Genomic DNA, 25,962 nt, shown 5'->3' with positions numbered 1-25,962 from the left:
AGCTTCAAGCTTGCGGTCTGCGGCTTCTAGCTTGCCGCTAAAAGGAACCTTTTATGACTCAGAAATTCGACGTGGTAGTGATCGGTGCGGGCCCTGGCGGCTATGTAGCCGCAATCAAGGCCGCACAGCTCGGTTTCACTACTGCTTGCATCGAGAAGTACACCGACAAAGAGGGCAAGCTGGCCCTCGGCGGTACTTGCCTGAACGTCGGTTGCATTCCTTCCAAGGCGCTGCTGGACAGCTCCTGGAAATTCCATGAAGCCCAGGACGGTTTTGCCATCCACGGCATCAACCACGCTGGCGTGACCATGGACGTACCGGCCATGGTCGGCCGCAAGGCCAACATCGTCAAAGGCCTGACCAGCGGTGTTGCCACCCTGTTCAAAGCTAACGGCGTGACCTCGATCCAGGGCCACGGCAAACTGCTGGCCGGCAAGAAAGTCGAAGTCACCAAGGCTGACGGTTCGGTTGAAGTGATCGAAGCCGAGAACGTGATCCTGGCTCCAGGTTCGCGTCCAATCGACATTCCACCTGCACCGGTTGATCAGAACGTGATCGTCGACTCCACCGGCGCCCTGGAATTCCAAGCCGTGCCAAAACGTCTGGGCGTGATTGGCGCTGGCGTCATCGGCCTGGAACTGGGTTCGGTCTGGTCGCGCCTGGGCGCGCAAGTGACTGTCCTGGAGGCTTTGGACACCTTCCTGATGGCGGCTGACGCTGCTGTTTCCAAGGAAGCGCTGAAAACCCTGACCAAACAGGGCCTGGACATCAAGCTGGGCGCTCGCGTGACCGGCTCCAAGGTCAATGGCGAAGAAGTCGTGGTGACCTACACCGACGCCAAGGGCGAGCAGACCATCACTTTCGACAAGCTGATCGTAGCCGTTGGTCGCCGTCCAGTGACCACTGATCTGCTGGCTGCTGATTGCGGCGTGACCCTCGACGAGCGCGGTTTCGTGCACGTTGACGATCACTGCGCGACTACCGTACCGGGTGTTTACGCCATCGGTGACGTGGTGCGCGGCATGATGCTGGCTCACAAAGCCTCGGAAGAGGGCATCATGGTTGCCGAGCGCATCAAGGGCCACAAAGCCCAGATGAACTACGACCTGATCCCTTCGGTTATCTACACTCACCCGGAAATTGCATGGGTCGGTAAAACCGAGCAGGCCTTGAAAGCTGAAGGCGTTGAAGTTAACGTCGGCACCTTCCCGTTTGCCGCCAGCGGCCGTGCCATGGCAGCCAACGACACCGGCGGTTTCGTCAAAGTCATCGCCGATGCCAAGACTGACCGCGTATTGGGCGTCCACGTGATTGGCCCAAGCGCTGCGGAACTGGTTCAGCAAGGTGCGATCGGCATGGAATTCGGCACCAGCGCCGAAGACCTGGGCATGATGGTTTTCTCCCATCCGACCCTGTCCGAAGCCCTGCACGAAGCAGCTCTGGCTGTGAATGGCACTGCCATCCACATTGCCAACCGCAAGAAACGCTAAGCAATAATAAGAAACCACGGCGGTTGGCCCGTCGTGAGCCTTGTGCGCAAGACTCACCGCGGAATATCCGCTGGACTCGACCTCTCGGGGTAGCGCCACACACTGGACCGGAGCCCAGGTTCCAGGTTCAGGGTGTGGCGCTGGTTTGAGAGTAGCGGTCACAGGTGGCGCGGCACTCATCACGAGCGCAGCGCCGAATGCGCAGTACCTAACGAAGACGGTAAAAAGCATGAATCTTCACGAGTATCAGGGTAAGCAGCTGTTCGCTGAATACGGCCTGCCAGTATCCCAAGGCTACGCAGTAGACACCCCGGAAGCAGCAGCAGAAGCTTGCGACAAAATCGGCGGCTCCGAGTGGGTTGTCAAAGCCCAGGTTCACGCTGGTGGTCGCGGTAAAGCGGGCGGCGTTAAGCTGGTTCGCAGCAAAGAAGACGCTAAAGCCTTCGCTCAGCAGTGGTTGGGCAAGCGTCTGGTGACCTATCAGACTGACGCCAATGGCCAGCCTGTCACCAAGATCCTGGTTGAATCGTGCACTGATATCGCTAAAGAGCTGTACCTGGGCGCTGTCGTTGACCGTTCGAGCCGTCGCATCGTGTTCATGGCTTCCACCGAAGGTGGCGTGGACATCGAGAAAATCGCTCACGACACCCCTGAGAAAATCCTCAAGGCCACTATCGATCCACTGGTTGGCGCTCAGCCATTCCAGGGTCGCGAGCTGGCATTCCAGCTGGGTCTGGAAGGTAAGCAAGTTGCTCAGTTCGCGAAGATCTTCGTCGGCCTGGCCAAACTGTTCCAGGACCACGATCTGGCACTGCTGGAAGTGAACCCGCTGGTGATCAAGGCTGACGGCGATCTGCATTGCCTGGACGCGAAGATCAACATCGACGCCAACGCCATGTATCGTCAGCCTAAGCTGAAGACTTTCCACGATCCGTCCCAGGACGATCCGCGCGAAGCGCACGCTGCCAAGTTCGAACTGAACTACGTAGCCCTGGAAGGCAACATCGGCTGCATGGTCAACGGTGCTGGCCTGGCCATGGGTACCATGGACATCGTCAACCTGCACGGCGGCAAGCCAGCCAACTTCCTCGACGTAGGTGGTGGTGCTACCAAAGAGCGCGTGACCGAAGCCTTCAAAATCATTCTGTCCGACACTAACGTCGCTGCAGTACTGGTTAACATCTTCGGCGGCATCGTTCGTTGCGACATGATTGCCGAAGGCATCATTGGCGCCGTGAAAGAAGTCGGCGTGAAAATCCCGGTTGTTGTTCGCCTTGAAGGCAACAACGCTGAACTGGGCGCTAAAGTACTGGCAGAAAGCGGCTTGAACATCATCGCTGCTACCAGCCTGACCGACGCTGCTCAACAAGTTGTCAAAGCTGCGGAGGGCAAATAATGAGCGTCCTGATCAATAAAGACACCAAAGTTATCTGCCAGGGTATTACCGGTTCGCAAGGTAGTTTCCACACCCAGCAAGCCATCGAATACGGCACCAAGATGGTCGGTGGCGTAACTCCGGGCAAAGGCGGCACCGAGCACCTGGGTCTGCCAGTGTTCAACACCGTGAAAGACGCTGTAGCAGCCACTGGCGCCACCGCCAGCGTGATCTACGTTCCAGCTCCTTTCTGCAAGGACTCGATCCTGGAAGCGGCTTTCGGCGGCATCAAGCTGATCGTCTGCATCACCGAAGGCATTCCTACCCTGGACATGCTGGACGCTAAAGTTAAGTGCGACGAGCTGGGTGTTACCCTGATCGGCCCTAACTGCCCAGGCGTGATCACCCCAGGCGAATGCAAGATCGGCATCATGCCAGGTCACATTCACTTGCCAGGCAAGGTCGGTATCGTTTCCCGTTCCGGCACCCTGACCTACGAAGCTGTGAAGCAGACCACTGACGCCGGTTTCGGTCAGTCCACCTGCGTCGGCATCGGTGGTGACCCGATCCCAGGCTCCAACTTCATCGACATCCTGAAGCTGTTCCAGGAAGACCCGAAGACCGAAGCGATCGTGATGATCGGTGAGATCGGTGGTTCGGCTGAAGAAGAAGCGGCTGCCTACATCAAGGCTCACGTAACCAAGCCGGTTGTTTCCTACATCGCTGGTGTGACTGCCCCTGCGGGCAAGCGCATGGGCCATGCTGGTGCAATCATCTCTGGCGGCAAAGGCACTGCAGACGAGAAATTCGCTGCTCTGCAAGACGCAGGCGTGAAAACCGTGCGTTCGCTGGCAGACATCGGCAAGGCCTTGGCCGAGCTGACTGGTTGGGCTGTCAAGTAAGCCTCGCGCTTAGCTGACGCAAAACCAGCAAAGGCCACCTTCGGGTGGCCTTTGTGCTTTCTGGCGTAGGAGGGACTGCTGAGGGTGAGGTCTTGCCCTTTGAGGGCGCCTTCGCTGGCAAGCCAGCTCCTACACAAGCCATCTCCCACACAAGCCATCTGCTGTGTAAACCCGCTCTTGCACAGGCCATCCGCAGCATAAGCCGCTTCTCGCAAGGTTCGGTCCCCGGCTAGCCAGTGGTTGCGCAGGGGATGGATTAAGTCTGGTGGAAATATAATTTCGAAAATGCGACATCCCAATGTCGCATATCAGAAAATTCGCACTGCGCCGGTGCGTTCGTCTTGCAGATTCGGTAGGCTAGCCGCCTCTTTTTGCGTCTGCTGCCCACAAGGTCGCTGCGCGCTAAACGGGTCAGTCTTATACGGACTGACAGCATTTCCCTCACCCATAAGGGAAATCCCTCTCTAAATTCCGATTCAGTAGTGTGGTATTTCCTTAATGAAAGTGTTGAAAGGCCAGGACATTCTGGCACTCGGCTTTATGACTTTCGCCCTGTTCGTCGGGGCCGGTAACATCATCTTCCCGCCTATTGTCGGCCTGCAGTCCGGACCCCATGTCTGGATGGCGGCGCTAGGCTTCCTGATCACCGCGGTCGGTCTGCCGGTGATCACCGTGGTTGCCCTGGCCAAGGTCGGCGGCGCCATGGACGCACTGAGCACGCCTATCGGCAAGGTGGCCGGCGGCCTGTTGGCTGCCGTCTGCTACCTGGCTGTAGGCCCGCTGTTCGCCACGCCACGTACCGCCACCGTGTCCTTTGAAGTGGGGCTCGCGCCGCTGACCGGTGAAAGCCCGCTGGCGCTGTTCCTCTACAGCTCGGCGTATTTCCTGCTGGTGTTCTTCATCTCGCTGTATCCGGGGCGTTTGCTGGACACCGTCGGGCGTTTCCTGGCGCCGCTGAAGATCATCGCCCTGGCAGTGCTGGGTATCGCCGCCTTCGCTTTGCCTGGAGGGGAAGTTGGCACCGCCACTCCCGAGTACATGGCGGCACCGTTTTCCCAGGGATTCATCAATGGTTACCTGACCATGGATACCTTGGGCGCTCTGGTGTTCGGTATTGTCATCGTCAACGCGATCCGTTCTCGTGGGGTCGAGTCGCCTCAACTGATCACCCGTTACGCAGTCATCGCCGGCCTGATCGCCGGTGTCGGCCTGGCACTGGTGTACATCAGTCTGTTCCGCCTGGGGGCGGGCAGTCATGAAGTGGCCGCCGGTGCCACCAATGGTGCGGCAGTGTTGCATGCCTATGTGCAGCACACCTTCGGCTCCCTGGGCAGCGGCTTCCTCGCGGTGCTGATCTCCCTGGCTTGCTTGGTGACCGCGGTAGGCCTGACCTGCGCCTGTGCCGAGTACTTCAGCCGCGTTCTGCCACTGTCCTACAAGACCCTGGTGGTGATCCTCGCAGCGTTCTCGCTGCTGGTATCGAACCTGGGCCTGACCAAGTTGATCGCTTTCTCGATTCCGGTGCTGACGGCGATCTATCCGCCTTGCATCGCCCTGGTGGCACTGAGCTTCTGCAAGGACTTCTGGCAGGATCAGCGTCGCATCGTCGGTCCAGTGATGCTGGTGTCCTTCGTGTTCGGCCTGATCGATGCATTCAAGGGCGCGGGTCTGGCTGACTGGATGCCGACCCAACTGTCCCACCTGCCGCTGAGCGAGCAGGGTCTGGCCTGGTTGGTGCCTTCGGTGATCATTCTGGTGGTAGCGGTAGTCTGCGACCGCGTACTGGGCAAGCGCAGCGAAGCCCTGGCTTGATCAGTCACTGATGCTTGGTGACCGCCACAAGCGGCCCGAGGACTAAAAAATGCCCCGTATCCATCGATGCGGGGCATTTTTTATGGGCCTTTGGCGGTGCCTTTTTCCTCGTCTGTGCGTCGAAGAGGTGCCCTTTGCTTTTGTCCTCCGCCAACGCCTGACAGGAATTTGCATGTCGTTTGTCCAAGCCAACCAGATCCACCTCCTGGCCGCCCTGTGGTTTGTCATCTGCTGGGGCGGTTACACCCGCTATGCGACCTGGAAGGGCCGCGATACGGCCTGTCTGGCCAGCGTTCTGCATCTATATCGCGAGGATTGGATGCGCCGCATGCTGCTGCGGGACAACCGCATCGCCGACGCCAGCGTGATTGGTAACCTGGAGCGCAACGCTTCGTTCTTTGCTTCCAGCACTCTGATTATCCTGGCCGGTATTCTTACGGTGCTCGGCGCCTCCGAGCGCGCAGTGTCGCTGCTGGCAGATATTCCCATGGTCCAGCAAGCATCCCAGGGCATGTCGGAAATCAAGTTGCTATGCCTGGCGCTGGTGTTTGTCTACGCCTTCTTCACCTTCAGTTGGTGCATGCGCCAATACAATTTCGCCGCGATCCTGGTGGGCTCGGCACCGATGATCGGTGAGCGGCAGGTGTCCGAGCAGGAGCGTAAAGCTTTTGCCTCACGAGCGGCGCGGGTCATCTCCCTGGCCGCCAACCAATTCAACTTCGGTTTGCGTTCCTATTACTTCGGCATGAGCATGCTGGCCTGGTTCGTCAGTCCATGGCTGTTTATGTTGATGAGCACCGGTGTAGTGCTGGTGCTCTATCGTCGTGAGTTTCATTCCGACGTGCTGGATGTCATGGTCTATACCCCTACAGAGGCGCCATTGCCTGATGTGAGCAAGGAGATAGGCTGATGAGTATTCCGTTCTGGTGCGTGTTTATCAGCGCGTTGCTGATTTTCATTGCGCGCATGCCGGTGGCAAAGGCCATGAAAGAGCAGGGCGGTTATAACAACCATTTGCCTCGCCAGCAGCAGGCGCAGCTCACGGGGCTCGGTGCACGAGCGCTGGCGGCGCACCAGAACAGTTTCGAAGCCTTCATCCTGTTTGCCGTCGGTGTATTGATCGCGCATACCACCCAGACTCAAGGCTGGTTGATCGACACCTTGGCCATTACTTTCGTGGTGGCGCGAATCGTCTTTCTGCTGTGCTACCTGGCGGACCTGACCTGGCAGCGAAGTCTGGTCTGGGCAATTGGGCTCTTGTGTTCCTTATTGCTGATGCTTAGTCCAACTTTTCGCTAGCTGCTGATGTAAGAGTTTCTTCCAGGCAAGATAAAGCCCGCACTTGGCGGGCTTTATCTTTTGTTGCACTAAAACCGAATTAGTTGGTTTTAGGAGCTGCTTCCTTGGCGCTTTCTTCGGCCGCCGCTTTGTTGGATTCAGCCTGATCTTTGGCAGCTTCGGCATTTTCCTTGGCTGCGTCGTTCACTTTATCCTGAGCTTCGTTCATTTTCTGTTGCGCTTGCTCAGCATGTTGGTTGGCATCTTGAGCTTTGTCCTCGGATTTTTTGTCGCAGGCAGCCAGACCAAGGGAGGCAGTCAGCATCAGGGCAATAGCTAAAGTCTTACGCATGGGGTGTTTCTCCTTAGTGAAGATATTTACTGGCCTTTCGATCATGGCCTTGTGATTTAAGTTCCTTGAGGCTCGCAGATATATTAAGTGTTGGTTTCGCGGAACTTTTACCTGCTTCATTCAATGCACACTCCTGACAATAACAAGAGACATAAGCCATGGCGCAAAACCCTATCTTTGAGCGTGCTACACGCTTTCTTTCAGCGCTGCGCCACTGTCAGGTACTGGGCATCATGGTGCACAGCGCCTCTACAGAGGGCATGACCCTGACCCTGCCCTACAACCCACAGATCGTGGGTGATCCGCAAAGTGGAATCATCCACGGCGGTGCCTTGACCTCGCTGATGGACACCGCTTGTGGCATGGCCACGCTCTGTGTATTGCCGGAGTTCGAGGTGTGCCCGACTCTGGATCTGCGTATCGACTATATGCACCCGGCGATGCCCCATCGTGATGTGCATGGCTTCGCCCAGTGCTACCGCGTCACCACGGATGTGATCTTCACCCGCGGCTTTGCTTATCAGGATGATCCGGAGCGCCCGGTGGCGCACGTGGTCGGCACCTTCATGCGCATGGGTAAAGGCCTCAAAGGCAGCCCGGGTTTCGCCAATACGCTCAAAGGAGGCCGTCCATGAGCGAAGATCTCAAGGCGTTGCTGGACTAGGCGCACCAGCAGGGTGACTACGGGCCGTTGCTGGGGAAAATTCCCTATGCCGCGTTGATCGGTATCGAGTGTTCGCGGCAGGGTGATGAGTTGCTGTTTCGTCTGCCTGCCAACAAGGACAACATTGGCAACCCGTTGTTGCCGGCGCTGCATGGCGGCGTGATCGCCGGCTTCATGGAGCTAGCGGCGGCCCTGCATCTGCTGATCTTCACCGGCTCGCCGGGGGTGCCGAAGATTATCGACTTCTCCCTGGATTACCTGCGTGCCGGTCAGTTTCGCGATACCTTCGCTCGCTGCCAGGTGTGCCGTCAGGGGCGGCGCGTGGCCAACGTTGCGATCACTGCCTGGCAGAGCAATGCGGATGAGCCGATAGCTACCGCTCGCGCACATTTCAAGATTGAAGAAAGCCCCAGCCCTTGAAATCCTGCAAGTGACCCCCACTTTCATGTCATCCCGCCGCCCTCCGCTTCCGGAATGCGGCCACTGCCATCTGATCGGAGTTTGATGACCATGAGTGTGGAAACTCAAAAGGAAACCCTGGGCTTCCAGACCGAGGTGAAGCAGCTGTTGCACCTCATGATCCATTCGCTGTATTCCAACAAGGAAATCTTCCTTCGCGAATTGATCTCGAACGCCTCTGACGCCGTAGACAAATTGCGCTTCGAAGCCCTGTCCAAGCCTGAGTTGCTGGAAGGTGGTGCGGAGCTGAAAATCCGTGTGAGCTTCGACAAGGACGCGAAAACCGTCACCCTCGAAGACAACGGCATCGGCATGAGCCGTGAAGATGTGATCACCCACCTGGGGACCATCGCCAAGTCCGGCACCGCCGATTTCATGAAAAACCTCAGCGGCGACCAGAAAAAGGACTCGCACCTGATCGGTCAGTTCGGTGTCGGCTTCTACTCGGCATTCATTGTCGCCGACCAGGTTGAAGTGTTCAGCCGCCGTGCCGGCCAGCCTGCCAGCGAAGGCGTGCACTGGTCGTCCAAGGGCGAGGGCGACTTTGAAGTCGCCACCGTCGAGAAAGCCGAACGCGGTACGCGCATCGTCCTGCACCTGAAATCCGGCGAAGAAGAGTTCGCTGATGGCTGGCGCCTGCGCAACATCATCAAGAAGTACTCCGACCACATTGCCCTGCCGATCGAGCTGCCGAAAGAGGCTGCTGCCGCTGAAGGCGAAGAGCAGCCTGCGCTGGAATGGGAGACCGTCAACCGCGCCAGTGCTCTGTGGACCCGTCCGCGTACCGAGATCAAGGACGAGGAATACCAGGAGTTCTACAAGCATATTGCCCATGACTTCGAGAACCCGCTGAGCTGGAGCCACAACAAGGTCGAAGGCAAGCTGGAATACAGCTCGTTGCTCTACGTGCCGGCCCGCGCACCGTTCGACCTGTACCAGCGTGAAGCGCCGAAAGGCCTGAAGCTCTATGTGCAGCGCGTGTTCGTCATGGATCAGGCCGAGTCCTTCCTGCCGTTGTACCTGCGCTTCATCAAGGGCGTGGTGGATTCCAACGACCTGTCGCTGAACGTGTCGCGGGAAATCCTGCAGAAAGACCCGATCATTGATTCGATGAAGTCGGCGCTGACCAAGCGCGTCCTCGACATGCTGGAAAAACTGGCGAAGAACGAGCCTGAGCAATACAAGGGTTTCTGGAAAAACTTCGGTCAGGTGATGAAAGAAGGCCCGGCAGAAGATTTCTCCAACAAGGAAAAAATCGCCGGCCTGCTGCGCTTCGCCTCCACGCAGGGTGATGACGGTGAGCAAGCGGTGTCCCTGGCCGACTACCTGGCTCGCGCCAAGGAAGGTCAGGACAAGATCTACTACCTGACCGGCGAAACCTACGCGCAGGTCAAGAACAGCCCGCACCTGGAAGTCTTCCGCAAGAAAGGCATCGAAGTGCTGCTGCTCACCGACCGCATCGACGAGTGGCTGATGAGCTACCTCAGCGAGTTCGACGGCAAGAACTTTGTCGACGTGGCTCGTGGTGACCTGGACCTGGGCAACCTGGACTCGGAAGAGGACAAAAAGGCTGCCGAGGAAGTCGCCAAGACCAAGGAAGGCCTGGTGGAGCGGATCAAGACTGCCCTGGGCGAGAGCGTCAGCGAAGTGCGGGTTTCCCACCGTCTGACCGACTCGCCGGCGATCCTCGCCATTGGCGAGCAGGACCTGGGGCTGCAAATGCGCCAGATCCTCGAAGCCAGCGGGCAGAAGGTTCCGGATTCCAAGCCGATCTTCGAATTCAACCCGAGCCACCCGCTGATCGAGAAACTCGACAGCGAGCAGAGCGAAGAGCGGTTTGGCGACCTGTCGCACATCCTCTTCGATCAGGCGGCCCTGGCGGCCGGCGACAGCTTGAAGGATCCGGCGGCCTATGTGCGCCGGCTGAACAAGCTGCTGGTTGAACTGTCGGTTTAACCGCGTTGCAAGAAAAACCCGCTTCGGCGGGTTTTTTCATTCTGGTGTCCCCCTACTGGAGAAGCTGAACCATGAGTCAAATCACTGTACGTTCCGTGGTCTATCAGATTGATGGCGAGCCTTATGAGGGGCGCCTGGCATTCGATGCCGCACATCAGGGCGCGCGCCCGGGGTTGCTGATGGCGCCGAACTGGATGGGTATCAGCGCCGGCGCGGAGAAAATCGCCGAGTCGGTGGCGGCCAAGGGATATGTGGTGTTGATTGCCGACCTGTACGGCCAGTCGAATCGTCCCAGCGATGCCAATCAGGCGGGTGCCGCGATGATGCCGCTGAAGAATGACCGGGCGCTGTTGCGCAAGCGCATGCAGGCGGCGTTTGCGGCCTTGCAAAGCCAGGTTGAAGCGGCTGTGGACACCTCAAAGCTGGCCACCTTCGGTTTCTGCTTCGGCGGCTGCTGTGCCCTGGAGCTGGCTCGCGATGGCGCGCCGGTCAAGGCTGCGGTGTCCTTCCATGGAACCCTGGATACTCCCAATCCGGCTGATGCGCAGAACATCAACGGCTCGGTGCTGGTGCTGCATGGTGCCGCCGATCCTCTGGTGGCCAAGGAGCAACTACCGGCCTTTGAGGCGGAAATGGATGCGGCGGGGGTTGACTGGCAGTTGGTCAGCTACGGCGGTGCGGTGCATTCCTTCACCGACCCCCATGCCAATGTCCCGGGCAAGATGATGTACGACGCCAAGACGTCTGCCCGGGCCTTCGCCACCATGCACTACCTGCTGGACGAAGTATTCCAGGACTGACCGCAACCCCTGGCCCTGTAGGAGCTGGCTTGCCAGCGAAGGCGTCAGTGAGAGCAACACCAGACTCACGGGCCTGTTCGCCGGCAAGCCGGCTCCTACGGATCAGTGGCGGGAAGGGGGCAGTTCGATGCGCTCGTTTTCTCCCGGCACCTGCGGCCAGTCCCCGGCCTCCCAGCGCCTGCGTGCTTCATTGATCAACAGCGGGTCGCTGGCAACAAAGTTCCAGTTGATCCGTCGCGGCCCGTCCAGGGGCGCACCGCCGATCAGTACCGCATGGCAATCGCTCTCGGCGAACAGCGTGGCGTTTTCTCCCTCCGGCAACACCACCAGCGAGTGCAGGGGCAATGGCTCGCCGTCCAGCTGTGCTTCGCCGTCGAGTACATACAGCGCGCGCTGCTGATGTTCGGTAGGAATCAGCAGGCTGGTGGCGGTCTGTAATCGCAACTCGGCGTACAGGGTCGGGGAGAGCACCGGCACCGGAGACTCCAGGCAAAATCCCGTGCCTGCAATCATGCGGATTGCCACCCCGAGGTTGTCGCTCACTGGCAGTGTGGCGGCGGGGTGATGACTGTAGTGCCCAGGCCCCTGTTCATGCTCCTTGGGCGACGCCAGCCAGACCTGGAGTCCATGCATCTCGAAGTCCTCGGCCAGCAACGCCTCGGGTGTGCGTTCGACGTGGGCGATGGCGCTGCCGGCGGTCATCCAGCTGACATCCCCGGCTTGCACGATCTGGTCCGAGCCAAGGCTGTCCTTATGCTGGATCTGCCCATTGAACAGGTAGGTGAGGGTGGACAGGCCGATATGCGGATGCTGGCGAATGTTCATGCCCTTGCCCGCCGGGTAGGCGGTTTCCAGCATATGGTCGAAGAATACGAAAGGTCCGACGCTGCGGCATTGGGCCGACGGCAAGGGGCGCAGGATGGGCTGGCCTTCAACGTCCTCGATGCGGGGACGGATCACGAGGGGAGAGTTCATGGCGGATTCCAGGCTGATCGGGTTATGCCCGGGAGCATAACCCGCTTGCGCAGCCCTTGCCGCTACTGGCTGAAGGTGCCTTCGCTGAGATGGGTTTCGATGCTGACTTCGCTGGTGGTCATCAGTTTGTGGATCGGGCAGCGGTCAGCCACGCGATGCAGTTCATCGCGCTGGGCGTCGCTGAGCACGCCCTTGAGGGTCAGCTTCACGTGCAGGGCGTACTTGCCTTTCTGCTCTTCACTGTTGTCGTGCTTGATCTCCACCGTGACCCCGGTGAGCGGGATGTTTTTCTTCTGCGCGTAGAGCTTCAGGGTCAGGGCCTTGCAGGCACCCAGGGCGGCGTCGAAGTAATCATGGGGTTCGGGCGCGGTACCTTCGCCGCCAGCGGACGTAGGCAGATCGGCGAACAATTGATGGTCGTCGACCTGGATGCTGTGGCGGTAGCTGTCGCTGGACTCGGTATTGACGGTAATAGTCATGGCAAACCTCAGGCAGTGAAGAAACTGGGATCAGGCGTTGAAGGTGCTGGAGTTATAGAGCATCTCCAGGCGCGTGCGTTGCTCTTTTTTCCGTGCCTGCGGCGTGGTGCTGCGTTCTATCCAGCATCGATGTGGAGCCGCCGGCTCGCCGACTGATGCTTCTGGTGGCTCCCGAATCATTGGGCGCGACAGACTGTCATCAGCCTGTCACGCCTGCTTCATAAGCTCGCGCCATCTCAATCAAGGAGCGTGATATGCACTTCACTCGTTCAAGCGCACTGGTAGCGCTGATGATCTTCAGTGGTTTGGCCAGTGCCGAGGTTCGTCTCGAAGGCCCTGTGGAACATGGCGTGTTCGAAGGGCCCAAGGCCGAGCTGCAATCGGGGGAGCGGGTGTTGCGTCGCAGCAATGAGACGATCCAGCAGACAGAGGTGATTCCGGCCCGGCTCGGGACCAAGTTCGGCATGCGTTACCAACTGCTGGGCAAGGTCGCCGGAGATCAGCCCCTGACTCTGCTTTACCTGACTCCGGGCATCCGTACGCCGGACGGTGTGCGTCACGACAAGTTCGAGATCACCCAGAAGCTGGTGCCCAATGCGCCTCAGGATGTGATGGCCTACGAGTTCACCGAAAACCATGAAGTGGTTCCCGGCGAGTGGCATTTCATGGTCTTCCAAGGTGACCGTTTGTTGGCACAACAGCGATTTTCTGTGCGCTGAATCGTTTCATGCCCTGGTATCGAAGTGCTAGGGCGTTTTGATATCACGTTTTTGTCTTACGCAAATTTCCGCCGGCCCGATACCGTCTAAGAGCAACCTGCTGCAAGGCTTTGCAGCGCTCTAGGAAGGAGCCAGAGGAATGAGTCTCAGAAGTCTCAATATTGCGCCTCGCGCAAGCCTGGGTTTCGGTTTGCTGGCGCTGATGGTGTTTGCCCTGGGGATATTCGCCCTGATGCAGATGGCCAACATGCGCGAGCAATCCGATGAGGTGGAAAGCAATTGGCTGCCCAGCGTCATGTCCGTCGGTGACATGAACCAGGACCTGCTGCGCATTCGCGCCCTGACCCTGCGTCTGCTGATCAATCGCGACCCGCAGGCGATTGCCCAGAACGAAAGCAAGATCAACGACATCAAGAATGGCCTGGGCGTCGCTCAGGGGCGCTATGAGTCGCTGATTGTGCTGCCCCAGGAGCGAGTCCTGTTCGATCGTTTTAAAGCCATAGAAAAACAGTACCTGCAACGTCAGGCCCAGGTCATGGCGTTCTCCGGGCAGAATCAGCTGGAGGAGGCGGTCAAGGTGGTCAACGGTGAGATGAACCAGTTGGCCGATGAAATGGCTGCGACCCTGCACGAGCTGATCGAGTTGAACAAGCAGAGTGCGACCCGCGCCACCGATCTGGCCCAGGCGGTGTTCAGCAAATCGCGGGTCTGGGTGGTGGCGATGATTGTGCTGGCGGCGCTGGTGACCATTGGCTTGGCGCTGTTGTTGACCCGGAGCATCGTCCTGCCGCTGGCGCAGTCGTTGAATGTGGCTGAGGTGGTGGCCGGCGGTGACCTGACCGGTGATATCACGGTGAGCGGCAAGGACGAGCCGGCGCGGCTGTTGCAGGCGCTCAAGGCCATGCAGCAGAGCCTGAGGGAAACCATCCGGCGCATCTCCGACTCTTCCAGCCAGTTGGCCTCGGCCTCGGAGGAGCTCAGTTGCGTCACCGAGGATGCGACCCGTGGCTTGCATCAGCAGAGCCTGGAGATCGAACAGGCCGCCACCGCGGTGAATCAGATGACCGCGGCAGTGGAAGAGGTGGCCAGCAACGCGGTGGCCACGTCCGAGGCCTCCCGGGAGTCCGACCGGATCGCCCAGCAGGGGCGTGAGCAGGTGCGTCAGACCGTGCTGTCCATCGAGTCGCTGGCCGAGGATGTGACAGCCAATGCCAGCCAGGTGGAAGACCTGGCGCAGAAGGTCTATGGCATCAGCAAGGTGCTGGAGGTGATCCGTTCCATCGCCGATCAGACCAATTTGCTGGCGCTGAACGCGGCCATCGAGGCGGCGCGGGCTGGGGATGCCGGGCGCGGATTTGCCGTGGTGGCCGACGAGGTGCGGGCCCTGGCCTATCGAACCCAGCAGTCGACCCAGGAAATCGAACAGATGATCGGCGGTATCCAGCAGGGCACCGATCAGGCGGTCAGTTCCATGCAGCAGAGCAACAGCCGCGCCCGCTCGACCCTGGAAGTGGCCAAGGCGGCGGGGCAGGCGCTGGAGGAGATCGCTTCGGCCTTCACCCTGATCAATGAGCGCAATATCGTGATTGCCAGTGCTTCGGAGCAGCAAGCGGCGGTAGCGCGTGAGGTGGACCGTAATCTGATGAACATCCGCGACCTGGCCCAGCAGACGTCTGCTGGGGCCAATCAGACCAGCGCCGCCAGCCAGGAGCTGTCGCGGTTGGCGGTGGACCTGAACACCATGGTGGCGCGATTCTCGGTGTAAGCCGGATTTGCCCGTGGCAGCCGGCTTGCCGGCGAATGGCAGGCGAAAAAAAGCCCCGAACCAGTCGGGGCTTCTTGTTCAATCAAGCAGCGGGGCTTACTTGCCCTGCCAGCGCTTGAGCACCAGGGTAGCGTTGGTGCCGCCGAAGCCGAAGCTGTTGCTCATCACGGTGTTGATGGTGGCGTCTTCGCGAGTCTTGGTCAGGATCGGCATATCGGCCACTTCCGGATCCAGTTCGTCGATGTTGGCCGAGCCGGCCATGAAGTTGCCTTCCATCATCAGCATGCAGTAGATCGCTTCGTGAACGCCGGCGGCGCCCAGGGAGTGACCCGACAGGCTCTTGGTGGAGCTGATGGCTGGAGCCTTGCCGGCGAACACTTCACGCACGCCTTTCATTTCCGCGACGTCGCCGACCGGAGTCGAGGTGCCGTGGGTGTTCAGGTAGTCGATCGGTGTGTCGACGGTGGACATCGCCATCTGCATGCAGCGGATTGCGCCTTCGCCGCTTGGAGCGACCATGTCGTAGCCGTCGGAAGTGGCGCCGTAACCGACGATTTCCGCGTAGATCTTGGCACCACGGGCCAGAGCGTGTTCCAGCTCCTCGACCACCACCATGCCGCCACCACCGGCAATGACGAAACCGTCACGCTTGGCGTCGTAGGCGCGGGAGGCTTTTTCCGGAGTGTCGTTGTACTGGCTGGACAGGGCGCCCATGGCGTCGAACAGGAACGACTGGCTCCAATGCTCTTCTTCACCGCCGCCGGCGAAGACGATGTCCTGCTTGCCCATCTGGATCTGTTCCATGGCGGTACCGATGCAGTGGGCACTGGTAGCGCAGGCAGAAGCGATCGAGTAGTTCAGGCCCTTGATCTTGAATGGCGTGGCCAGGCAGGCGGAGACCGTGCTGCTCATGGTCCGCGTGACGCGGTACGGGCCAACGCGCTTGACGCCTTTCTCGCGCAGGATGTCCAGCGCTTCCATCTGGTTCAGGGTCGAGGCACCACCGGAACCGGCGATCAGGCCGGTACGCGGGTTGGAGACTTGTTCTTCGCTCAGGCCGGAGTCGGCAATGGCGTCTTTCATGGCCAGGTAGGCGTAAGCCGCCGCATGGCCGACGAAACGATAGATCTTGCGATCGATCAGCTCTTCGAGGTTCAGGTCAATGGAGCCGGAAACCTGGCTACGCAGACCCATTTCGGCATATTCCGGGTTGAAGCGGATGCCCGGGCGACTTGCACGCAGGTTAGCGGAGACGGTCTCTTTGTCATTGCCCAGGCACGAAACGATGCCAAGACCTGTGATAACGACGCGGCGCATGCGGATAACCCTTAGAAGTTGTCAGTTGAGGTAAACACGCCGACCCGAAGGCCTTCGGCGGTATAGATTTCGCGGCCGTCAACGCTGACCGAACCATCGGCGATGGCCATGTTCAGCTTGCCCTTGAGCACGCGCTTGATGTGAATGTTATAGGTGACTTTTTTCGCGGTTGGCAGTACCTGGCCGAAGAATTTCACTTCCCCCGAACCCAGGGCGCGGCCACGGCCCGGCAGGCCTTGCCAGCCGAGGAAGAAACCGACCAGCTGCCACATGGCATCCAGGCCCAGGCAGCCTGGCATTACCGGGTCGCCTTCGAAGTGGCAAGCGAAGAACCACAGGTCTGGAGTGATATCCAGCTCAGCGACCAATTCACCTTTACCGTACTTGCCACCCTCTTCGCTGATATGGGCGATACGATCCACCATCAGCATGTTGGGGGCGGGCAGTTGCGCGTTACCTGGGCCGAACAGCTCACCGCGACTGCAGCGCAGCAGGTCTTCCCGAGTAAAGGCGTTTTGTTTGGTCATGCGAGCTCCTCAATAGTCCCGTGCGGCAGGGTTGGGCAATCTTCCCGGCCGATCGAAGCGTTCATGCCTCGAGCCGGCAGCCTACTCATAGACTATTGCGTTGTAGTGAAAGTCACAGCGCAAAGGGCATGAATGTACACTTGTGCACTGAAATTTTTTTTGAGGGCCTTTTCGGGGCCCCGTCGGGTGCCTAAGACTGCCGCACTTTCGCCCATGACGCCAGTCGCAGATGTTTGAAAATAGCCTGTTACTGCACCCAACGTTGGAGAATTTGCTGCAGATCCGCGCGCTTGAACGGCTTGGCCAGGTAGTCGTTCATGCCCGCCGAGAGACAGGCTTCACGGTCGCCCTGCAAGGCGTTGGCAGTCAGGGCGATGATCGGTAAATCGGCACAGCCGGGCAGTTGGCGGATCTGCCGGGTGGCTTCATAGCCGTCGACCAGCGGCAATCGGCAATCCATCAGGATCGCCTCGAAAATCAGGCTTTCGGCACTGCGCACCGCTTGGGCGCCGTCCGTGACGATGCTCACGGTGAAGCCCAGGCTGCGCAGCATGGCCTGGATCACTGTCTGGTTCACCGGGTTGTCCTCCACCAGCAGCACGTTGCGCCCTTCACCCTGATGCGCTGTGGTGTTCACCCGCGGGGCCAGCACCGGCAAGCTCTGCTGAAACAGCGCCAGAGGGATTTCCAGGGTGAACACCGAGCCGCGACCTTCCTCGCTCTGGGCCCTTAGGGTGCCGCCCATGTGCTCGGCCAGGGTCCGGGCGATAGGCAAGCCCAGGCCGGTACCGCCATAGCGTCGGGAGATCGAGCTGTCGGCCTGCTGGAAAGCATCGAACATCAGCTCCAGGCTGGCCGGGCTGATGCCGATCCCACTGTCGCGCACCGAGCAGGTGAACCACAGGAGCTCATGATCCAGGGCCTGCCACTGCGGTTCGATGGTGACACTGCCTTGCTCGGTGAACTTCAACGCATTGCCGATCAGGTTGACCAGGATCTGGCGGATTCGCGTCGGGTCGCCCTTGACCTGCAGCGACTCCATGCCCGGCGGTAGCCGCAGTTGCAGGTCCAGGCCCCGTTGCAAGGCGCTGTGCTGGAACGCCTGGGCCGAGCTGCTGATCAACTCGGCGAGGTTGAACGGGATGTGTTCCAGTTCCAGCGCCGAGCGCTCGATGCGCGAGAAGTCGAGGATGTCGTTGATCACTTTCAGCAAGTGCTCGGTGGATTCGGAGGCCAGCGCCGCGTATTCGCTCTGCTCCTGGGTCATCTCGGTGGTTTCCAGCAACTGCAGCATGCCCAGTACGCCATTCATCGGGGTGCGCAGCTCGTGGCTCATCATGGCCAGGAAGTCCGATTTGGCCTTGTTTGCCCGTTCCGCTTCTTCCCGGGTCTGAATCAGCTGGGACATGGCTTGCTGCTGTTCGCGGCTGGCCAGCTCCAGGCCGGTGGCGAGGTTGTTGATATGCCGCGCCAGGTTGCCCAGTTCACCGTCATCGACGATCGGCAGCGGGGTCTTGAAGTCGCCTTCCTGGATCGCTTTCACCGCGTGGCCCATGGCGCTGATGGGCTGCGCCAGGCCTGCCGCCAGGCGTCGTGCCAGCAGATAGGTAAAGAGCAGGGCGAACAGCGCGAGGACGCCAGCCTTGAGGAGGATCTCCTGCTGGCGCTGATTGAAGGCATCGTTGGACATGCCGACGATCACTCGCCCCAGATAGCCGTCGCTCTGGTTGGCCTGGCTGGTGGGATCATTCTGCAGGAAGTCGTTGTGCACCTGGATGCGCTGCAGGCGTATCGGCGCCTGGAACACTTTGATCTGTTGCGCGTGGTTGTGACTGGCAGATGGCTGCTCGACATACACCAGAATGTTGTTGGCGCTGTCCTGGACTTCCAGGAAATGCACGTGCGGCGTGGCCAATGTGGCTTGCAACAGGCTTTCCAGGCCCTCGTTGTTACCGGAGATCACCCCATATTCGGTGGCCGGTGCCAGTTGGTTGGCAATCAGTTGGCCCGTATGGTTCAGCTCCTGGCGCAGATCCTGGATGCGCACAAAGGTAAAGAAGCTGATCAGCAGCAACGTCAGGAGCAGGGCCGGACCAAGGCTGATGAGCTGAGTGCGGGTATGGATGTCCCAACGTCGACGCAATGTCATGGGCGTTTCTCTCCTTCACTCAACTGGCGTGCGACGGCCTCGGGGTCGATTTCCTCGATGCCCAGGGAGCGTGCCACCTGTGGGTTGCTCAGTACTTTGAAGGCCGCCGGGTACAGCGCGCGGGGCCAGCGTGTTGGTGGTTGGTCAAGCAGTTGGTCCAGGGTACGCAACCAGTCTTGCTGGTCGCTGTAGGTGCTGGCCAGGCTGCCGGCCCTGACGAAGCCGGCATTGGGGCCGATCAAGGCCTGGTGCCTGGCGTAGCTGCTGAGCAACAGGTTTTTTACAGTCTTGGGGTTGTACAGCCTGGGGTCATCCAGGCCCAGGAGGACGTCGCTGTTGCGCAGTACTTCTTGCAGCGGACGGCTGTCACTGGTGCTGTCCCAGAGGGTTGCGACGATTTCCATATCCAGGGATTGCGCCGCTGTGCGCAGTTCTTTCAGCAGGAAGCGGCTTTCTTCGCTGTACAGCACTCCCACCCGACGCACCTGAGGCAGGACCGCGTGGATCAGGTGCAGCTGGCGGCTCAGGGGTGGGTCGCTCCAGAGCAAGCTGAGTTTAGGGTGAGGCACCTGCGGCAGGCGTTGTTCGGCCTGCAGGCGGCTGATGCGCAGCACCAGGGTGGCCGGGCCTTGAGGGTCTTGCAGGCGCCAGTCGAGGCTTTGCGGGTCCAGCAGGATCAGGCGCGTGGCGCTGGGCAACTGGCTTGGCGTCGGCAACTGTGCCAGCGGCACGAAGCGTACCCGGTCCTGGGGGCGCTGGGCGGCCAGTTCCTGGGTAAAGGTGCGTACGCCTTCGTTGTCTTCGCTGGCCGTCAGCAGGACCTCGGCGGCGCGCAGCGGTGTGCACAGCAGCAGCCCCAGGAGGAGCAGGATCCAGCCGAGTCGACGTGGTATGCGCAAGCCCCCCCGGGGCCGGTAGCGGGCCATGCTAGAACTCGAGCTCTGCGCTGAAATAGACCACGTGTCGCGAATCGTAGCGGTTGTCGGCGAAGGTGGTGGGCTCATGGTCGAGCCGTTGCTGCAGTGTGCCGGCCAGTTCCAGGTTTGCCTTGCCCAGGGCCAGGCGTTTGGCAATACGGGTATCGACCCGTTCGAAGCGGTAGCCGTTGAGGGCGTTGTCGCCATAGTAGAAGAGCGCGCTGGACCAGCCCTGGCCCCAATTGCGCAGCCAGCCGGCGGAGCCGCTGTTGCTGGCGGTCAGGCGCTGGTCCAGGCGATTGCTGGCGTCGGCATGGACGTAGGCGTAGGTCAGGCGTAGCCGGTCGGCGCGGCTCAGTTGCCAGTCCAGCTGGGTCTCGGTGCCGGAGAAGCGTGACGAGTTGCTGTTGCTGGCGATGTACTGGTTGTTGCGCAGCGGTTCGCTGATCATCCCGCTGATTTCGTCATAGAACAGCTTGATGTCGAGGTTCAGCGCCTGGTCGATGAAGTAGCCGTTGTAGCCCAGCTCCCGGGAGCGCATGTGTTCCTGGTCGAGGTTGCCGGGGCCGCGGGTCTTGACGAAGTACTGGGCGCTGCTCTGGCCGTTGATCGGGCTGCTCAGGCCGGTGACCCGATAGCTCCAATTGACGTTGTTCTCGAACATGTCCGGGGAGCGGATGGCTTCCGAGTAGACCGCGCGCAAGCCGTGGCGCGGGTTGATCAGGTAGTTGACCGCGAGCCGTGGAGTCAGGGAGTTGCCGGTCAGCTGGGTGTCTTCGTACATAGCCCCGCCCTGGATCAGCCAATGCTCGCTGGCCCGCCATTCCAGCTGGCCGAACAGGCGCCAGGTGGTGTCGTCGAGGGTGCCGTTGAAGTAGGTTTCGGAGTCGGCCCGGTCGTAACGATAGTTCATGCCGCTGACCAGTCGCAGGTTATCGCTGAGGCTCAGGGTGTCTTGCAGTTCCAGGTCGTAGCGGGTTTCCCGGGCGCTCTGGTCGATGTTGCCGCAGACGGTGTTCTTGCCACCGCCGTTTTTCCATTGGTCGATGACTTGAGTGGCCAATGCCTGTTCCGTTGGGGTTCCGCTGGGCGCTGCGCTTAAATAATCGGGCATGTGGCGCGCCAGGCGCTCGGCGTAGTTCGGATTGACTTGCCACAGGCGCGTCAGCTCGGGGCTGAAGGAAATCGCCGCATCGCAGGCACGCCAGGTCTGCTGGCGGTCCCAGTGCTGGGCCGAGCCCTGGATATAGAGGCTGTGCTGGGGGTTGAGCTCCAGGTTCCAGCGCAGCGATCCGGCGTAGTCCTTGGCCACCACATCGGAGTTGTTGCCCTGCTGGGATACGCCATGGAACACCGGCTGATAGGTATAGGGCCGCTGATTGGTGCCTTCCTTGGCGTTCAACTGCCAGTCGATGCTCTGCTGTTCGTTGAGCATCTGGCTCACGGAGAGACTGAAGCGGTTCAAGCGTTTGCTGTCGCGGTAGTCGGCGCCCAGGCGATTCTCGTCGAAGCCATCATCCTCCTGCCCTGACAGCGACAGCCGCAGGTCGCCGGTTTCCCAGCCGGCGCCCTGGCTGGCGTACCAGTCGCTGATGCCGCGCTGGCCCCGGGTCAGCTTGACCCGCGTGCCATGGCTGTTGGCCGGGGCGCGGGTGATGATGTTGACCACCGCCATCAGCGCATTGGCGCCATAGCTGACGGTGTTGGGGCCGCGAAACACCTCGATGCGCTCGATGTCTTCCATGGCCACCGGAATATCGCTCCAGTCCACCGTCGCCAGGCCCGCGCGGTACACCGAGCGTCCGTCGATCAGCACCTGCATGCGCCGCGCTTCGCTGGCGTTGGTGCCGTGGTAGTTGACCGTGGCCTGGTTGCCGCTGATGGCGCCGACCATCATCCCCGGCACCAGGCGCAGCAGCTCGCTGATGTCGCGGGCGCCACTGGCCTTGATCAGTTCGTTGTCGAGCACGGTCATGCTGCCGGGGACCGCTGCGGGAGATTGTTTCAGGCGGGTGGCGGTCAGCACTTGCGGCAGGGCGGAGCCGTCGACAAACAGATCGTCGGCCAGCACCGAGTGGCCGAACAGCATGCCCAGCAACAGTGACAGACGAAGAGGTGAGGGACCAACGAACACGACACAGCCTTGAATCTTGATGGATGGCGCGCATGTTAACCGAGACGGTCGATTTTTCCATTCAGGAACCCCGACATTCCCCGAGTGACGGCACTTGTTCTCAACATTTTTTTTCAATGGCCGCTGGGGCTGGTGATGAGAAAACCGCCCCGTATAATGCCGCCATCGCCACTGCTATGGATAAACGGATTGCATATGACACAACAGCGCCCTATTGCGGTCCTGGGAGGCGGAAGTTTTGGTACCGCCGTGGCCAACCTGCTAGCCGAGAACGGTCACCCGGTGCGGCAGTGGATGCGTGACCCCGAGCAGGCCGAGGCCATTCGGGTCAATCGCGAGAATCCGCGTTACCTCAAGGGCATCAAGATTCATCCGGCGGTGGAGCCGGTCACCGACCTGCTGGCCACCCTGAATGACAGCGACCTGTGTTTTGTCGCGCTGCCTTCCAGCGCCCTGCGCTCGGTGCTCGCGCCTCATGCGCAGCTGTTGAGCGGCAAGATGCTGGTCAGCTTGACCAAGGGCATCGAAGCCCAGACCTTCAAGCTGATGAGCGAGATCCTCGAGGACATCGCGCCACAGGCACGGATCGGGGTGCTCTCCGGGCCCAACCTGGCTCGGGAAGTGGCGGAGCACGCGCTGACTGCTACCGTGGTCGCCAGTGAAGATGAAGAGTTGTGCCAGCGGGTCCAGGCTGCGCTGCACGGCCGGACTTTCCGGGTCTACGCCAGTGCCGACCGTTTCGGTGTGGAACTGGGCGGGGCCTTGAAGAACGTTTACGCAATCATCGCCGGGATGGCAGTGGCCCTGGGCATGGGGGAGAACACCAAGAGCATGCTGATCACCCGCGCCCTGGCGGAGATGACCCGTTTCGCCGTCAGCCAAGGGGCCAACCCCATGACCTTCCTTGGCCTGGCCGGCGTTGGCGACCTGATCGTCACCTGCTCCTCGTCCAAGAGCCGCAACTACCAGGTAGGCTTTGCCCTGGGCCAGGGGCTGAGCCTGGAGGATGCGGTGGCCCGCCTGGGCGAAGTGGCGGAAGGCGTCAATACCCTCAAGGTGCTCAAGGTCAAGGCCCAGGAGCTGGGAGTCTATATGCCGCTGGTGGCCGGGCTGCACGCGATTCTGTTCGAAGGGCGTACGCTGAATCAGGTGATCGAGTTGCTGATGCGTGGCGAGCCGAAAACCGACGTCGACTTTATCTCCACCAGCGGATTCAACTGAGCAGTACAGGAGCCAGACATGAACGATACGAATTCCGAAGCCAAATACCAGTCCATCCTCCTGCGGGTGTTGTGGATGCTGGTGTTCGTGCTGGTGTGGCAGGTGGCGCAGTTTCTTCTCGGTGCCTTGGTCCTGGTGCAGCTGATCTACCGGCTGATCTACGGCGCGCCGAATGCCAGCCTGATGAACTTTGGCGACAGCCTGAGCCAGTTCCTCGCGCAGATCGGCCGTTTTGGCAGCTTCCATAGTGAGCAGAAACCCTGGCCGTTTGCCGATTGGCCGGCCCCGCGGGCGCCTGAAGGGGAGGCCCCCCACAGCGTGCCACCAGCGCCCCATCCTGCCCGTGACGAGGAGCCCAAGCTGTGAAGCTGTGGATCCTGCGGCACGGTCAAGCCGAGTCCCACGCGGCCACCGATGCCGAGCGCAACCTCACGGCCCATGGCCGCGAGGAGGTGCTGCGCAGTGCCGCCCAACTGATTGGCCAGCCCATCAGCGCGATCATTGCCAGTCCATATGTGCGGGCCCAGCAGACCGCCCAACTGGTGTGCGAAGCACTGGGTTTCGAAGGGGAGATCCGCACAGTGCCCTGGCTGACGCCAGACGCCAATCCGTTGCAGGTGCTGGAACAGCTGGACAGTGCGGACAATCTGCTGTTGGTCAGCCATCAACCCCTGGTGGGCAGCCTGATCGGCTTGCTGCAGCACGGTCATCTGCGTGATCCTCTGTCGATGAATACCGCCAGCCTGGCTGAGCTGGAAGGCGATTGGCCGCTGGCCGGGTTGATGAGCCTCAACGGCGTCACCCATCCATAACGCCCCCGGCGGCCGGGCATGTCCAGGCCGCCCCTGATCTCCGGGGCGGGACCGGCAGCCGGTTGCGATCCGCTACATTTCTTAACTTGCAGCGCTCCTTTGTGCGTGGAATAGTCGACCGAGCAAGTGCTTGGTTGGCTGGTCTCACGAACAGAATAAAAACAAAGGAGCGAGTCATGTCTGCTGCTTTTCGTTTGCCGCTGCAAGTGTTCTACGAGCGCGAGGCTGGTCATCCCCAGCAACGTTTCCTGGTTCAGCCCAGTGCCGGAGGGCAGGTGCAGGAGCTGAACTGGTCCGAGGTCGGCCAGCAGGCCCGGCGCGCCGCCCAATGGCTACGGGAGCGGCAACTGCCCCCAGGCAGCCACATTGCGATCATCGGCAAGAACTCCGCGCATTGGGTCATCAGCGACCTGGCCATCTGGATGGCCGGACACGTTTCGGTGCCGCTGTATCCCAACCTCAGCGCCGACTCGGTGGCCCAGGTACTGGAACACTCCGAGTCGGCCCTGGTGTTCATCGGCAAGCTCGATGACTGGCCGAGCATGGCCCCGGGAGTCAGGCCCGGATTGCCCACCGTCTGCCTGCCGCTGGCTCCCGATGGGCATTTCGATTTCAGTTGGGACGACCTGCAGCTTTGTCAGCCGATTGCCGACCATCCATGTCCGCCTGCGGATCAGTTGGCCACCATCATCTACACCTCCGGTACTACGGGCTTGCCCAAAGGTGTGATGCATAGTTTCGCCAACCTGGGCTTTGCTGCCAGCCACGGGGTTCGGCTCTTCGGCCTGGGCCCCACGGATCGGCTGCTGTCCTATCTGCCGTTGTGCCATGTGGCCGAGCGCATGTTCGTCGAGATGGCGGCGATCTATACCGGGCAGACGGTGTTCTTTGCCGAGAGCCTCGATACCTTTCTGGCCGATCTGCAACGGGCTCGGCCCACGGCGTTATTTGGGGTGCCGAGGATCTGGACCAAGTTCCAGATGGGGGTCTACAGCAAGGTGCCGGCCAAACGCCTGGATTTTCTCCTGAGCCTGCCTTTTATCGGCAAGCGTATCGGCCACAAGGTTCTCGCCGGGCTGGGGCTGGATGCTTTGCGGGTGGCACTGTCAGGAGCGGCGCCGGTGCCCCAGACCCTGTTGCTCTGGTATCGCCGCCTGGGCCTGGACGTGCTGGAGGTTTATGGCATGACCGAGAACTGCGGTTATTCCCATATCGGTCGTCCCGGGGAGCATGTTCCCGGCTGGATCGGCCGGCCGTGTCCACAAGTCGAGGTGCGTATCGACGAGGCGGGAGAGGTCCTGGTACGCAGCGGCGCCACCATGCAGGGGTACTTCAAGGACCCGCATAAAACTGCCGAAACCATCACCGAGGACGGTTTTCTGCGCACCGGTGACAAGGGCGAGCAGGACGCTGCCGGTAATCTGCGCCTGACCGGCCGGCTCAAGGAAATCTTCAAGACCAGCAAGGGCAAGTATGTGGCTCCGGCGCCTATCGAGAACCGCCTGGCGGTGCATTCACATATCGAACAGGTGTGTGTGGTCGGCGACGGGTTGAGCGCTCCCCTGGGGTTGTGCGTGCTGTCGGCAGCAGGCTTGCAGGCCGCCGGTGGCAGTTCCCGTGAAGGGCTGCACAGCAGCCTGGAAAGTCTCCTGGCCCAGGTCAATGGCAGCCTCGACAAGCATGAGCGCCTGCATCGGCTGGTGGTGGTCAAGGGCAGCTGGGCGGTGGAGAACGGCTTCCTGACCCCGACCCTGAAGATCAAGCGCAATGTGATCGAGGCCACCTATGGTGGGAGTTTTCAAACCTGGAGCGAGCGCAGCGAAGCCGTGCTGTGGCAGGATTGATTGGCAATAACCACC

At 60.6% G+C, this 25,962-nt stretch carries 24 protein-coding genes and 1 pseudogene; 17 read left to right on the top strand and 8 right to left on the bottom strand.

All coding sequences use genetic code 11. From position 1 onward, the window contains the following. Nucleotides 1-53 precede the first annotated feature (53 nt). The 6 genes from lpdA (at nucleotide 54) to GV818_RS06135 (ending at nucleotide 6,878) form a co-directional block, all read left to right on the top strand. A complete protein-coding gene (gene lpdA, locus GV818_RS06160) occupies nucleotides 54-1,490 on the top strand; it encodes a dihydrolipoyl dehydrogenase (protein ID WP_161753570.1) in 1,437 nt (478 codons plus the stop codon). Between the two features lie 229 nt (nucleotides 1,491-1,719). Beyond that, nucleotides 1,720-2,886 carry an ADP-forming succinate--CoA ligase subunit beta gene (sucC, locus tag GV818_RS06155; protein WP_161753890.1) on the top strand — a complete coding sequence of 389 codons (1,167 nt, stop codon included), beginning with the start codon at nucleotides 1,720-1,722 and terminating at the stop codon, nucleotides 2,884-2,886. Next, nucleotides 2,886-3,767 (top strand): succinate--CoA ligase subunit alpha, encoded by an 882-nt coding sequence (gene sucD, locus GV818_RS06150; RefSeq protein ID WP_071496227.1) that lies wholly within the window; start codon nucleotides 2,886-2,888, stop codon nucleotides 3,765-3,767. The genes sucC and sucD overlap by 1 nt, the downstream gene beginning before the upstream one ends. 498 nt (nucleotides 3,768-4,265) lie before the next feature. Then, nucleotides 4,266-5,579, top strand: coding sequence for a branched-chain amino acid transport system II carrier protein (brnQ, locus tag GV818_RS06145; RefSeq protein ID WP_161753568.1), 1,314 nt, complete (start codon nucleotides 4,266-4,268; stop codon nucleotides 5,577-5,579). A 172-nt stretch (nucleotides 5,580-5,751) separates the two neighbouring features. Continuing rightward, on the top strand, nucleotides 5,752-6,489 hold the full coding sequence (locus tag GV818_RS06140; protein ID WP_161753566.1) for a DUF599 domain-containing protein: 738 nt from the start codon (nucleotides 5,752-5,754) through the stop codon (nucleotides 6,487-6,489). Continuing rightward, nucleotides 6,489-6,878, top strand: coding sequence for an MAPEG family protein (locus tag GV818_RS06135; RefSeq protein ID WP_161776060.1), 390 nt, complete (start codon nucleotides 6,489-6,491; stop codon nucleotides 6,876-6,878). The genes GV818_RS06140 and GV818_RS06135 overlap by 1 nt, the downstream gene beginning before the upstream one ends. 79 nt (nucleotides 6,879-6,957) lie before the next feature. Here the strand turns inward: GV818_RS06135 and GV818_RS06130 are convergent, their stop codons facing one another. After that, the gene (locus GV818_RS06130; RefSeq protein ID WP_011060058.1) at nucleotides 6,958-7,209 is read right to left on the bottom strand and encodes a hypothetical protein; all 252 of its coding nucleotides are present in this window, start codon (nucleotides 7,207-7,209) and stop codon (nucleotides 6,958-6,960) included. A gap of 158 nt (nucleotides 7,210-7,367) precedes the next feature. Here GV818_RS06130 and GV818_RS06125 point away from each other — a divergent pair, with 158 nt between their 5' ends. From GV818_RS06125 to GV818_RS06110, 4 genes are all read left to right on the top strand, one after another. After that, nucleotides 7,368-7,844, top strand: coding sequence for a PaaI family thioesterase (locus GV818_RS06125; RefSeq protein ID WP_161753562.1), 477 nt, complete (start codon nucleotides 7,368-7,370; stop codon nucleotides 7,842-7,844). 56 nt (nucleotides 7,845-7,900) lie between these two features. Continuing rightward, the gene (locus tag GV818_RS06120) at nucleotides 7,901-8,293 is read left to right on the top strand and encodes a PaaI family thioesterase (RefSeq protein WP_161776059.1); all 393 of its coding nucleotides are present in this window, start codon (nucleotides 7,901-7,903) and stop codon (nucleotides 8,291-8,293) included. 90 nt (nucleotides 8,294-8,383) lie between these two features. Next, on the top strand, nucleotides 8,384-10,288 hold the full coding sequence (htpG, locus tag GV818_RS06115) for a molecular chaperone HtpG (protein ID WP_161776058.1): 1,905 nt from the start codon (nucleotides 8,384-8,386) through the stop codon (nucleotides 10,286-10,288). Between the two features lie 71 nt (nucleotides 10,289-10,359). Beyond that, nucleotides 10,360-11,088 (top strand): dienelactone hydrolase family protein, encoded by a 729-nt coding sequence (locus GV818_RS06110; protein ID WP_161776057.1) that lies wholly within the window; start codon nucleotides 10,360-10,362, stop codon nucleotides 11,086-11,088. A 102-nt stretch (nucleotides 11,089-11,190) separates the two neighbouring features. Here GV818_RS06110 and GV818_RS06105 read toward each other — a convergent pair whose 3' ends face one another. Next, nucleotides 11,191-12,063, bottom strand: coding sequence for a pirin family protein (locus GV818_RS06105; RefSeq protein WP_161776056.1), 873 nt, complete (start codon nucleotides 12,061-12,063; stop codon nucleotides 11,191-11,193). Nucleotides 12,064-12,125: 62 nt separating this feature from the next. After that, nucleotides 12,126-12,542, bottom strand: a complete 417-nt coding sequence (locus GV818_RS06100) for an OsmC family protein (RefSeq protein ID WP_161753552.1) — start codon at nucleotides 12,540-12,542, stop codon at nucleotides 12,126-12,128. A gap of 254 nt (nucleotides 12,543-12,796) precedes the next feature. On the opposite strand from GV818_RS06100, the gene GV818_RS06095 reads away from it, so the two are divergent. The 3 genes and pseudogenes from GV818_RS06095 (at nucleotide 12,797) to GV818_RS35280 (ending at nucleotide 15,026) form a co-directional block, all read left to right on the top strand. Then, nucleotides 12,797-13,261 (top strand): DUF3859 domain-containing protein, encoded by a 465-nt coding sequence (locus GV818_RS06095; RefSeq protein WP_161753551.1) that lies wholly within the window; start codon nucleotides 12,797-12,799, stop codon nucleotides 13,259-13,261. Nucleotides 13,262-13,400: 139 nt separating this feature from the next. Next, nucleotides 13,401-14,171: pseudogene (locus tag GV818_RS35285) on the top strand (MCP four helix bundle domain-containing protein); the annotation flags it as partial. Further along, a complete protein-coding gene (locus GV818_RS35280) occupies nucleotides 14,163-15,026 on the top strand; it encodes a methyl-accepting chemotaxis protein (protein WP_434738393.1) in 864 nt (287 codons plus the stop codon). The pseudogene GV818_RS35285 and the gene GV818_RS35280, both read left to right, overlap by 9 nt. 96 nt (nucleotides 15,027-15,122) lie before the next feature. On the opposite strand, the gene fabB is transcribed toward GV818_RS35280, so the two are convergent. The 5 genes from fabB to GV818_RS06065 all read right to left on the bottom strand — a co-directional run bounded on the left by fabB (nucleotide 15,123) and on the right by GV818_RS06065 (nucleotide 22,070). Further along, entirely contained in the window at nucleotides 15,123-16,343 is a 1,221-nt protein-coding gene (gene fabB / locus GV818_RS06085; protein ID WP_161753547.1) for a beta-ketoacyl-ACP synthase I, read from the bottom strand. A gap of 11 nt (nucleotides 16,344-16,354) precedes the next feature. Then, entirely contained in the window at nucleotides 16,355-16,870 is a 516-nt protein-coding gene (gene fabA / locus GV818_RS06080; protein ID WP_038996198.1) for a 3-hydroxyacyl-[acyl-carrier-protein] dehydratase FabA, read from the bottom strand. A gap of 247 nt (nucleotides 16,871-17,117) precedes the next feature. After that, a complete protein-coding gene (locus GV818_RS06075; protein WP_161753545.1) occupies nucleotides 17,118-19,019 on the bottom strand; it encodes an ATP-binding protein in 1,902 nt (633 codons plus the stop codon). Beyond that, entirely contained in the window at nucleotides 19,016-19,945 is a 930-nt protein-coding gene (locus tag GV818_RS06070) for an ABC transporter substrate-binding protein (RefSeq protein ID WP_161753543.1), read from the bottom strand. The genes GV818_RS06075 and GV818_RS06070 overlap by 4 nt, the downstream gene beginning before the upstream one ends. 1 nt (nucleotide 19,946) lies before the next feature. Continuing rightward, nucleotides 19,947-22,070, bottom strand: coding sequence for a TonB-dependent receptor plug domain-containing protein (locus GV818_RS06065; protein ID WP_161776054.1), 2,124 nt, complete (start codon nucleotides 22,068-22,070; stop codon nucleotides 19,947-19,949). Between the two features lie 195 nt (nucleotides 22,071-22,265). Here GV818_RS06065 and GV818_RS06060 point away from each other — a divergent pair, with 195 nt between their 5' ends. The 4 genes from GV818_RS06060 to GV818_RS06045 all read left to right on the top strand — a co-directional run bounded on the left by GV818_RS06060 (nucleotide 22,266) and on the right by GV818_RS06045 (nucleotide 25,947). Further along, on the top strand, nucleotides 22,266-23,291 hold the full coding sequence (locus tag GV818_RS06060) for an NAD(P)H-dependent glycerol-3-phosphate dehydrogenase (protein ID WP_161776053.1): 1,026 nt from the start codon (nucleotides 22,266-22,268) through the stop codon (nucleotides 23,289-23,291). Between the two features lie 18 nt (nucleotides 23,292-23,309). After that, complete coding sequence (locus GV818_RS06055; protein ID WP_161753537.1) at nucleotides 23,310-23,657, top strand: DUF4389 domain-containing protein; 348 nt, start codon at nucleotides 23,310-23,312, stop codon at nucleotides 23,655-23,657. Continuing rightward, on the top strand, nucleotides 23,654-24,103 hold the full coding sequence (gene sixA / locus GV818_RS06050; RefSeq protein ID WP_161776052.1) for a phosphohistidine phosphatase SixA: 450 nt from the start codon (nucleotides 23,654-23,656) through the stop codon (nucleotides 24,101-24,103). The genes GV818_RS06055 and sixA overlap by 4 nt, the downstream gene beginning before the upstream one ends. A 176-nt stretch (nucleotides 24,104-24,279) precedes the next feature. Then, complete coding sequence (locus GV818_RS06045) at nucleotides 24,280-25,947, top strand: AMP-binding protein (RefSeq protein WP_161776051.1); 1,668 nt, start codon at nucleotides 24,280-24,282, stop codon at nucleotides 25,945-25,947. Nucleotides 25,948-25,962 lie beyond the last annotated feature (15 nt).

This window comes from Pseudomonas sp. Fl4BN1 (assembly GCF_009908285.1).
Taxonomy (GTDB): Bacteria; Pseudomonadota; Gammaproteobacteria; order Pseudomonadales; family Pseudomonadaceae; genus Aquipseudomonas.
The sequence above is the reverse complement of the archived record's forward strand: the minus strand, read 5'-3'. Positions and strand labels throughout refer to the sequence as shown.

Bases quoted from the DNA above. Each gene is read 5' to 3' on its own strand.
- GV818_RS06110 (WP_161776057.1), top strand. From the start codon at position 10,360: ATGAGTCAAATCACTGTACGTTCCGTGGTCTATCAGATTGATGGCGAG.
- htpG (WP_161776058.1), top strand. From the start codon at position 8,384: ATGAGTGTGGAAACTCAAAAGGAAACCCTGGGCTTCCAGACCGAGGTG.
- GV818_RS06130 (WP_011060058.1), bottom strand. From the start codon at position 7,209: ATGCGTAAGACTTTAGCTATTGCCCTGATGCTGACTGCCTCCCTTGGT.
- GV818_RS06060 (WP_161776053.1), top strand. From the start codon at position 22,266: ATGACACAACAGCGCCCTATTGCGGTCCTGGGAGGCGGAAGTTTTGGT.
- GV818_RS06105 (WP_161776056.1), bottom strand. From the start codon at position 12,063: ATGAACTCTCCCCTCGTGATCCGTCCCCGCATCGAGGACGTTGAAGGC.
- sucD (WP_071496227.1), top strand. From the start codon at position 2,886: ATGAGCGTCCTGATCAATAAAGACACCAAAGTTATCTGCCAGGGTATT.
- GV818_RS06045 (WP_161776051.1), top strand. From the start codon at position 24,280: ATGTCTGCTGCTTTTCGTTTGCCGCTGCAAGTGTTCTACGAGCGCGAG.
- GV818_RS06070 (WP_161753543.1), bottom strand. From the start codon at position 19,945: ATGGCCCGCTACCGGCCCCGGGGGGGCTTGCGCATACCACGTCGACTC.
- GV818_RS06140 (WP_161753566.1), top strand. From the start codon at position 5,752: ATGTCGTTTGTCCAAGCCAACCAGATCCACCTCCTGGCCGCCCTGTGG.
- GV818_RS06055 (WP_161753537.1), top strand. From the start codon at position 23,310: ATGAACGATACGAATTCCGAAGCCAAATACCAGTCCATCCTCCTGCGG.
- GV818_RS06125 (WP_161753562.1), top strand. From the start codon at position 7,368: ATGGCGCAAAACCCTATCTTTGAGCGTGCTACACGCTTTCTTTCAGCG.
- lpdA (WP_161753570.1), top strand. From the start codon at position 54: ATGACTCAGAAATTCGACGTGGTAGTGATCGGTGCGGGCCCTGGCGGC.
- sucC (WP_161753890.1), top strand. From the start codon at position 1,720: ATGAATCTTCACGAGTATCAGGGTAAGCAGCTGTTCGCTGAATACGGC.
- GV818_RS06135 (WP_161776060.1), top strand. From the start codon at position 6,489: ATGAGTATTCCGTTCTGGTGCGTGTTTATCAGCGCGTTGCTGATTTTC.
- fabA (WP_038996198.1), bottom strand. From the start codon at position 16,870: ATGACCAAACAAAACGCCTTTACTCGGGAAGACCTGCTGCGCTGCAGT.
- fabB (WP_161753547.1), bottom strand. From the start codon at position 16,343: ATGCGCCGCGTCGTTATCACAGGTCTTGGCATCGTTTCGTGCCTGGGC.
- GV818_RS35280 (WP_434738393.1), top strand. From the start codon at position 14,163: ATGCAGCAGAGCCTGAGGGAAACCATCCGGCGCATCTCCGACTCTTCC.
- GV818_RS06100 (WP_161753552.1), bottom strand. From the start codon at position 12,542: ATGACTATTACCGTCAATACCGAGTCCAGCGACAGCTACCGCCACAGC.
- brnQ (WP_161753568.1), top strand. From the start codon at position 4,266: ATGAAAGTGTTGAAAGGCCAGGACATTCTGGCACTCGGCTTTATGACT.
- GV818_RS06075 (WP_161753545.1), bottom strand. From the start codon at position 19,019: ATGACATTGCGTCGACGTTGGGACATCCATACCCGCACTCAGCTCATC.
- GV818_RS06095 (WP_161753551.1), top strand. From the start codon at position 12,797: ATGCACTTCACTCGTTCAAGCGCACTGGTAGCGCTGATGATCTTCAGT.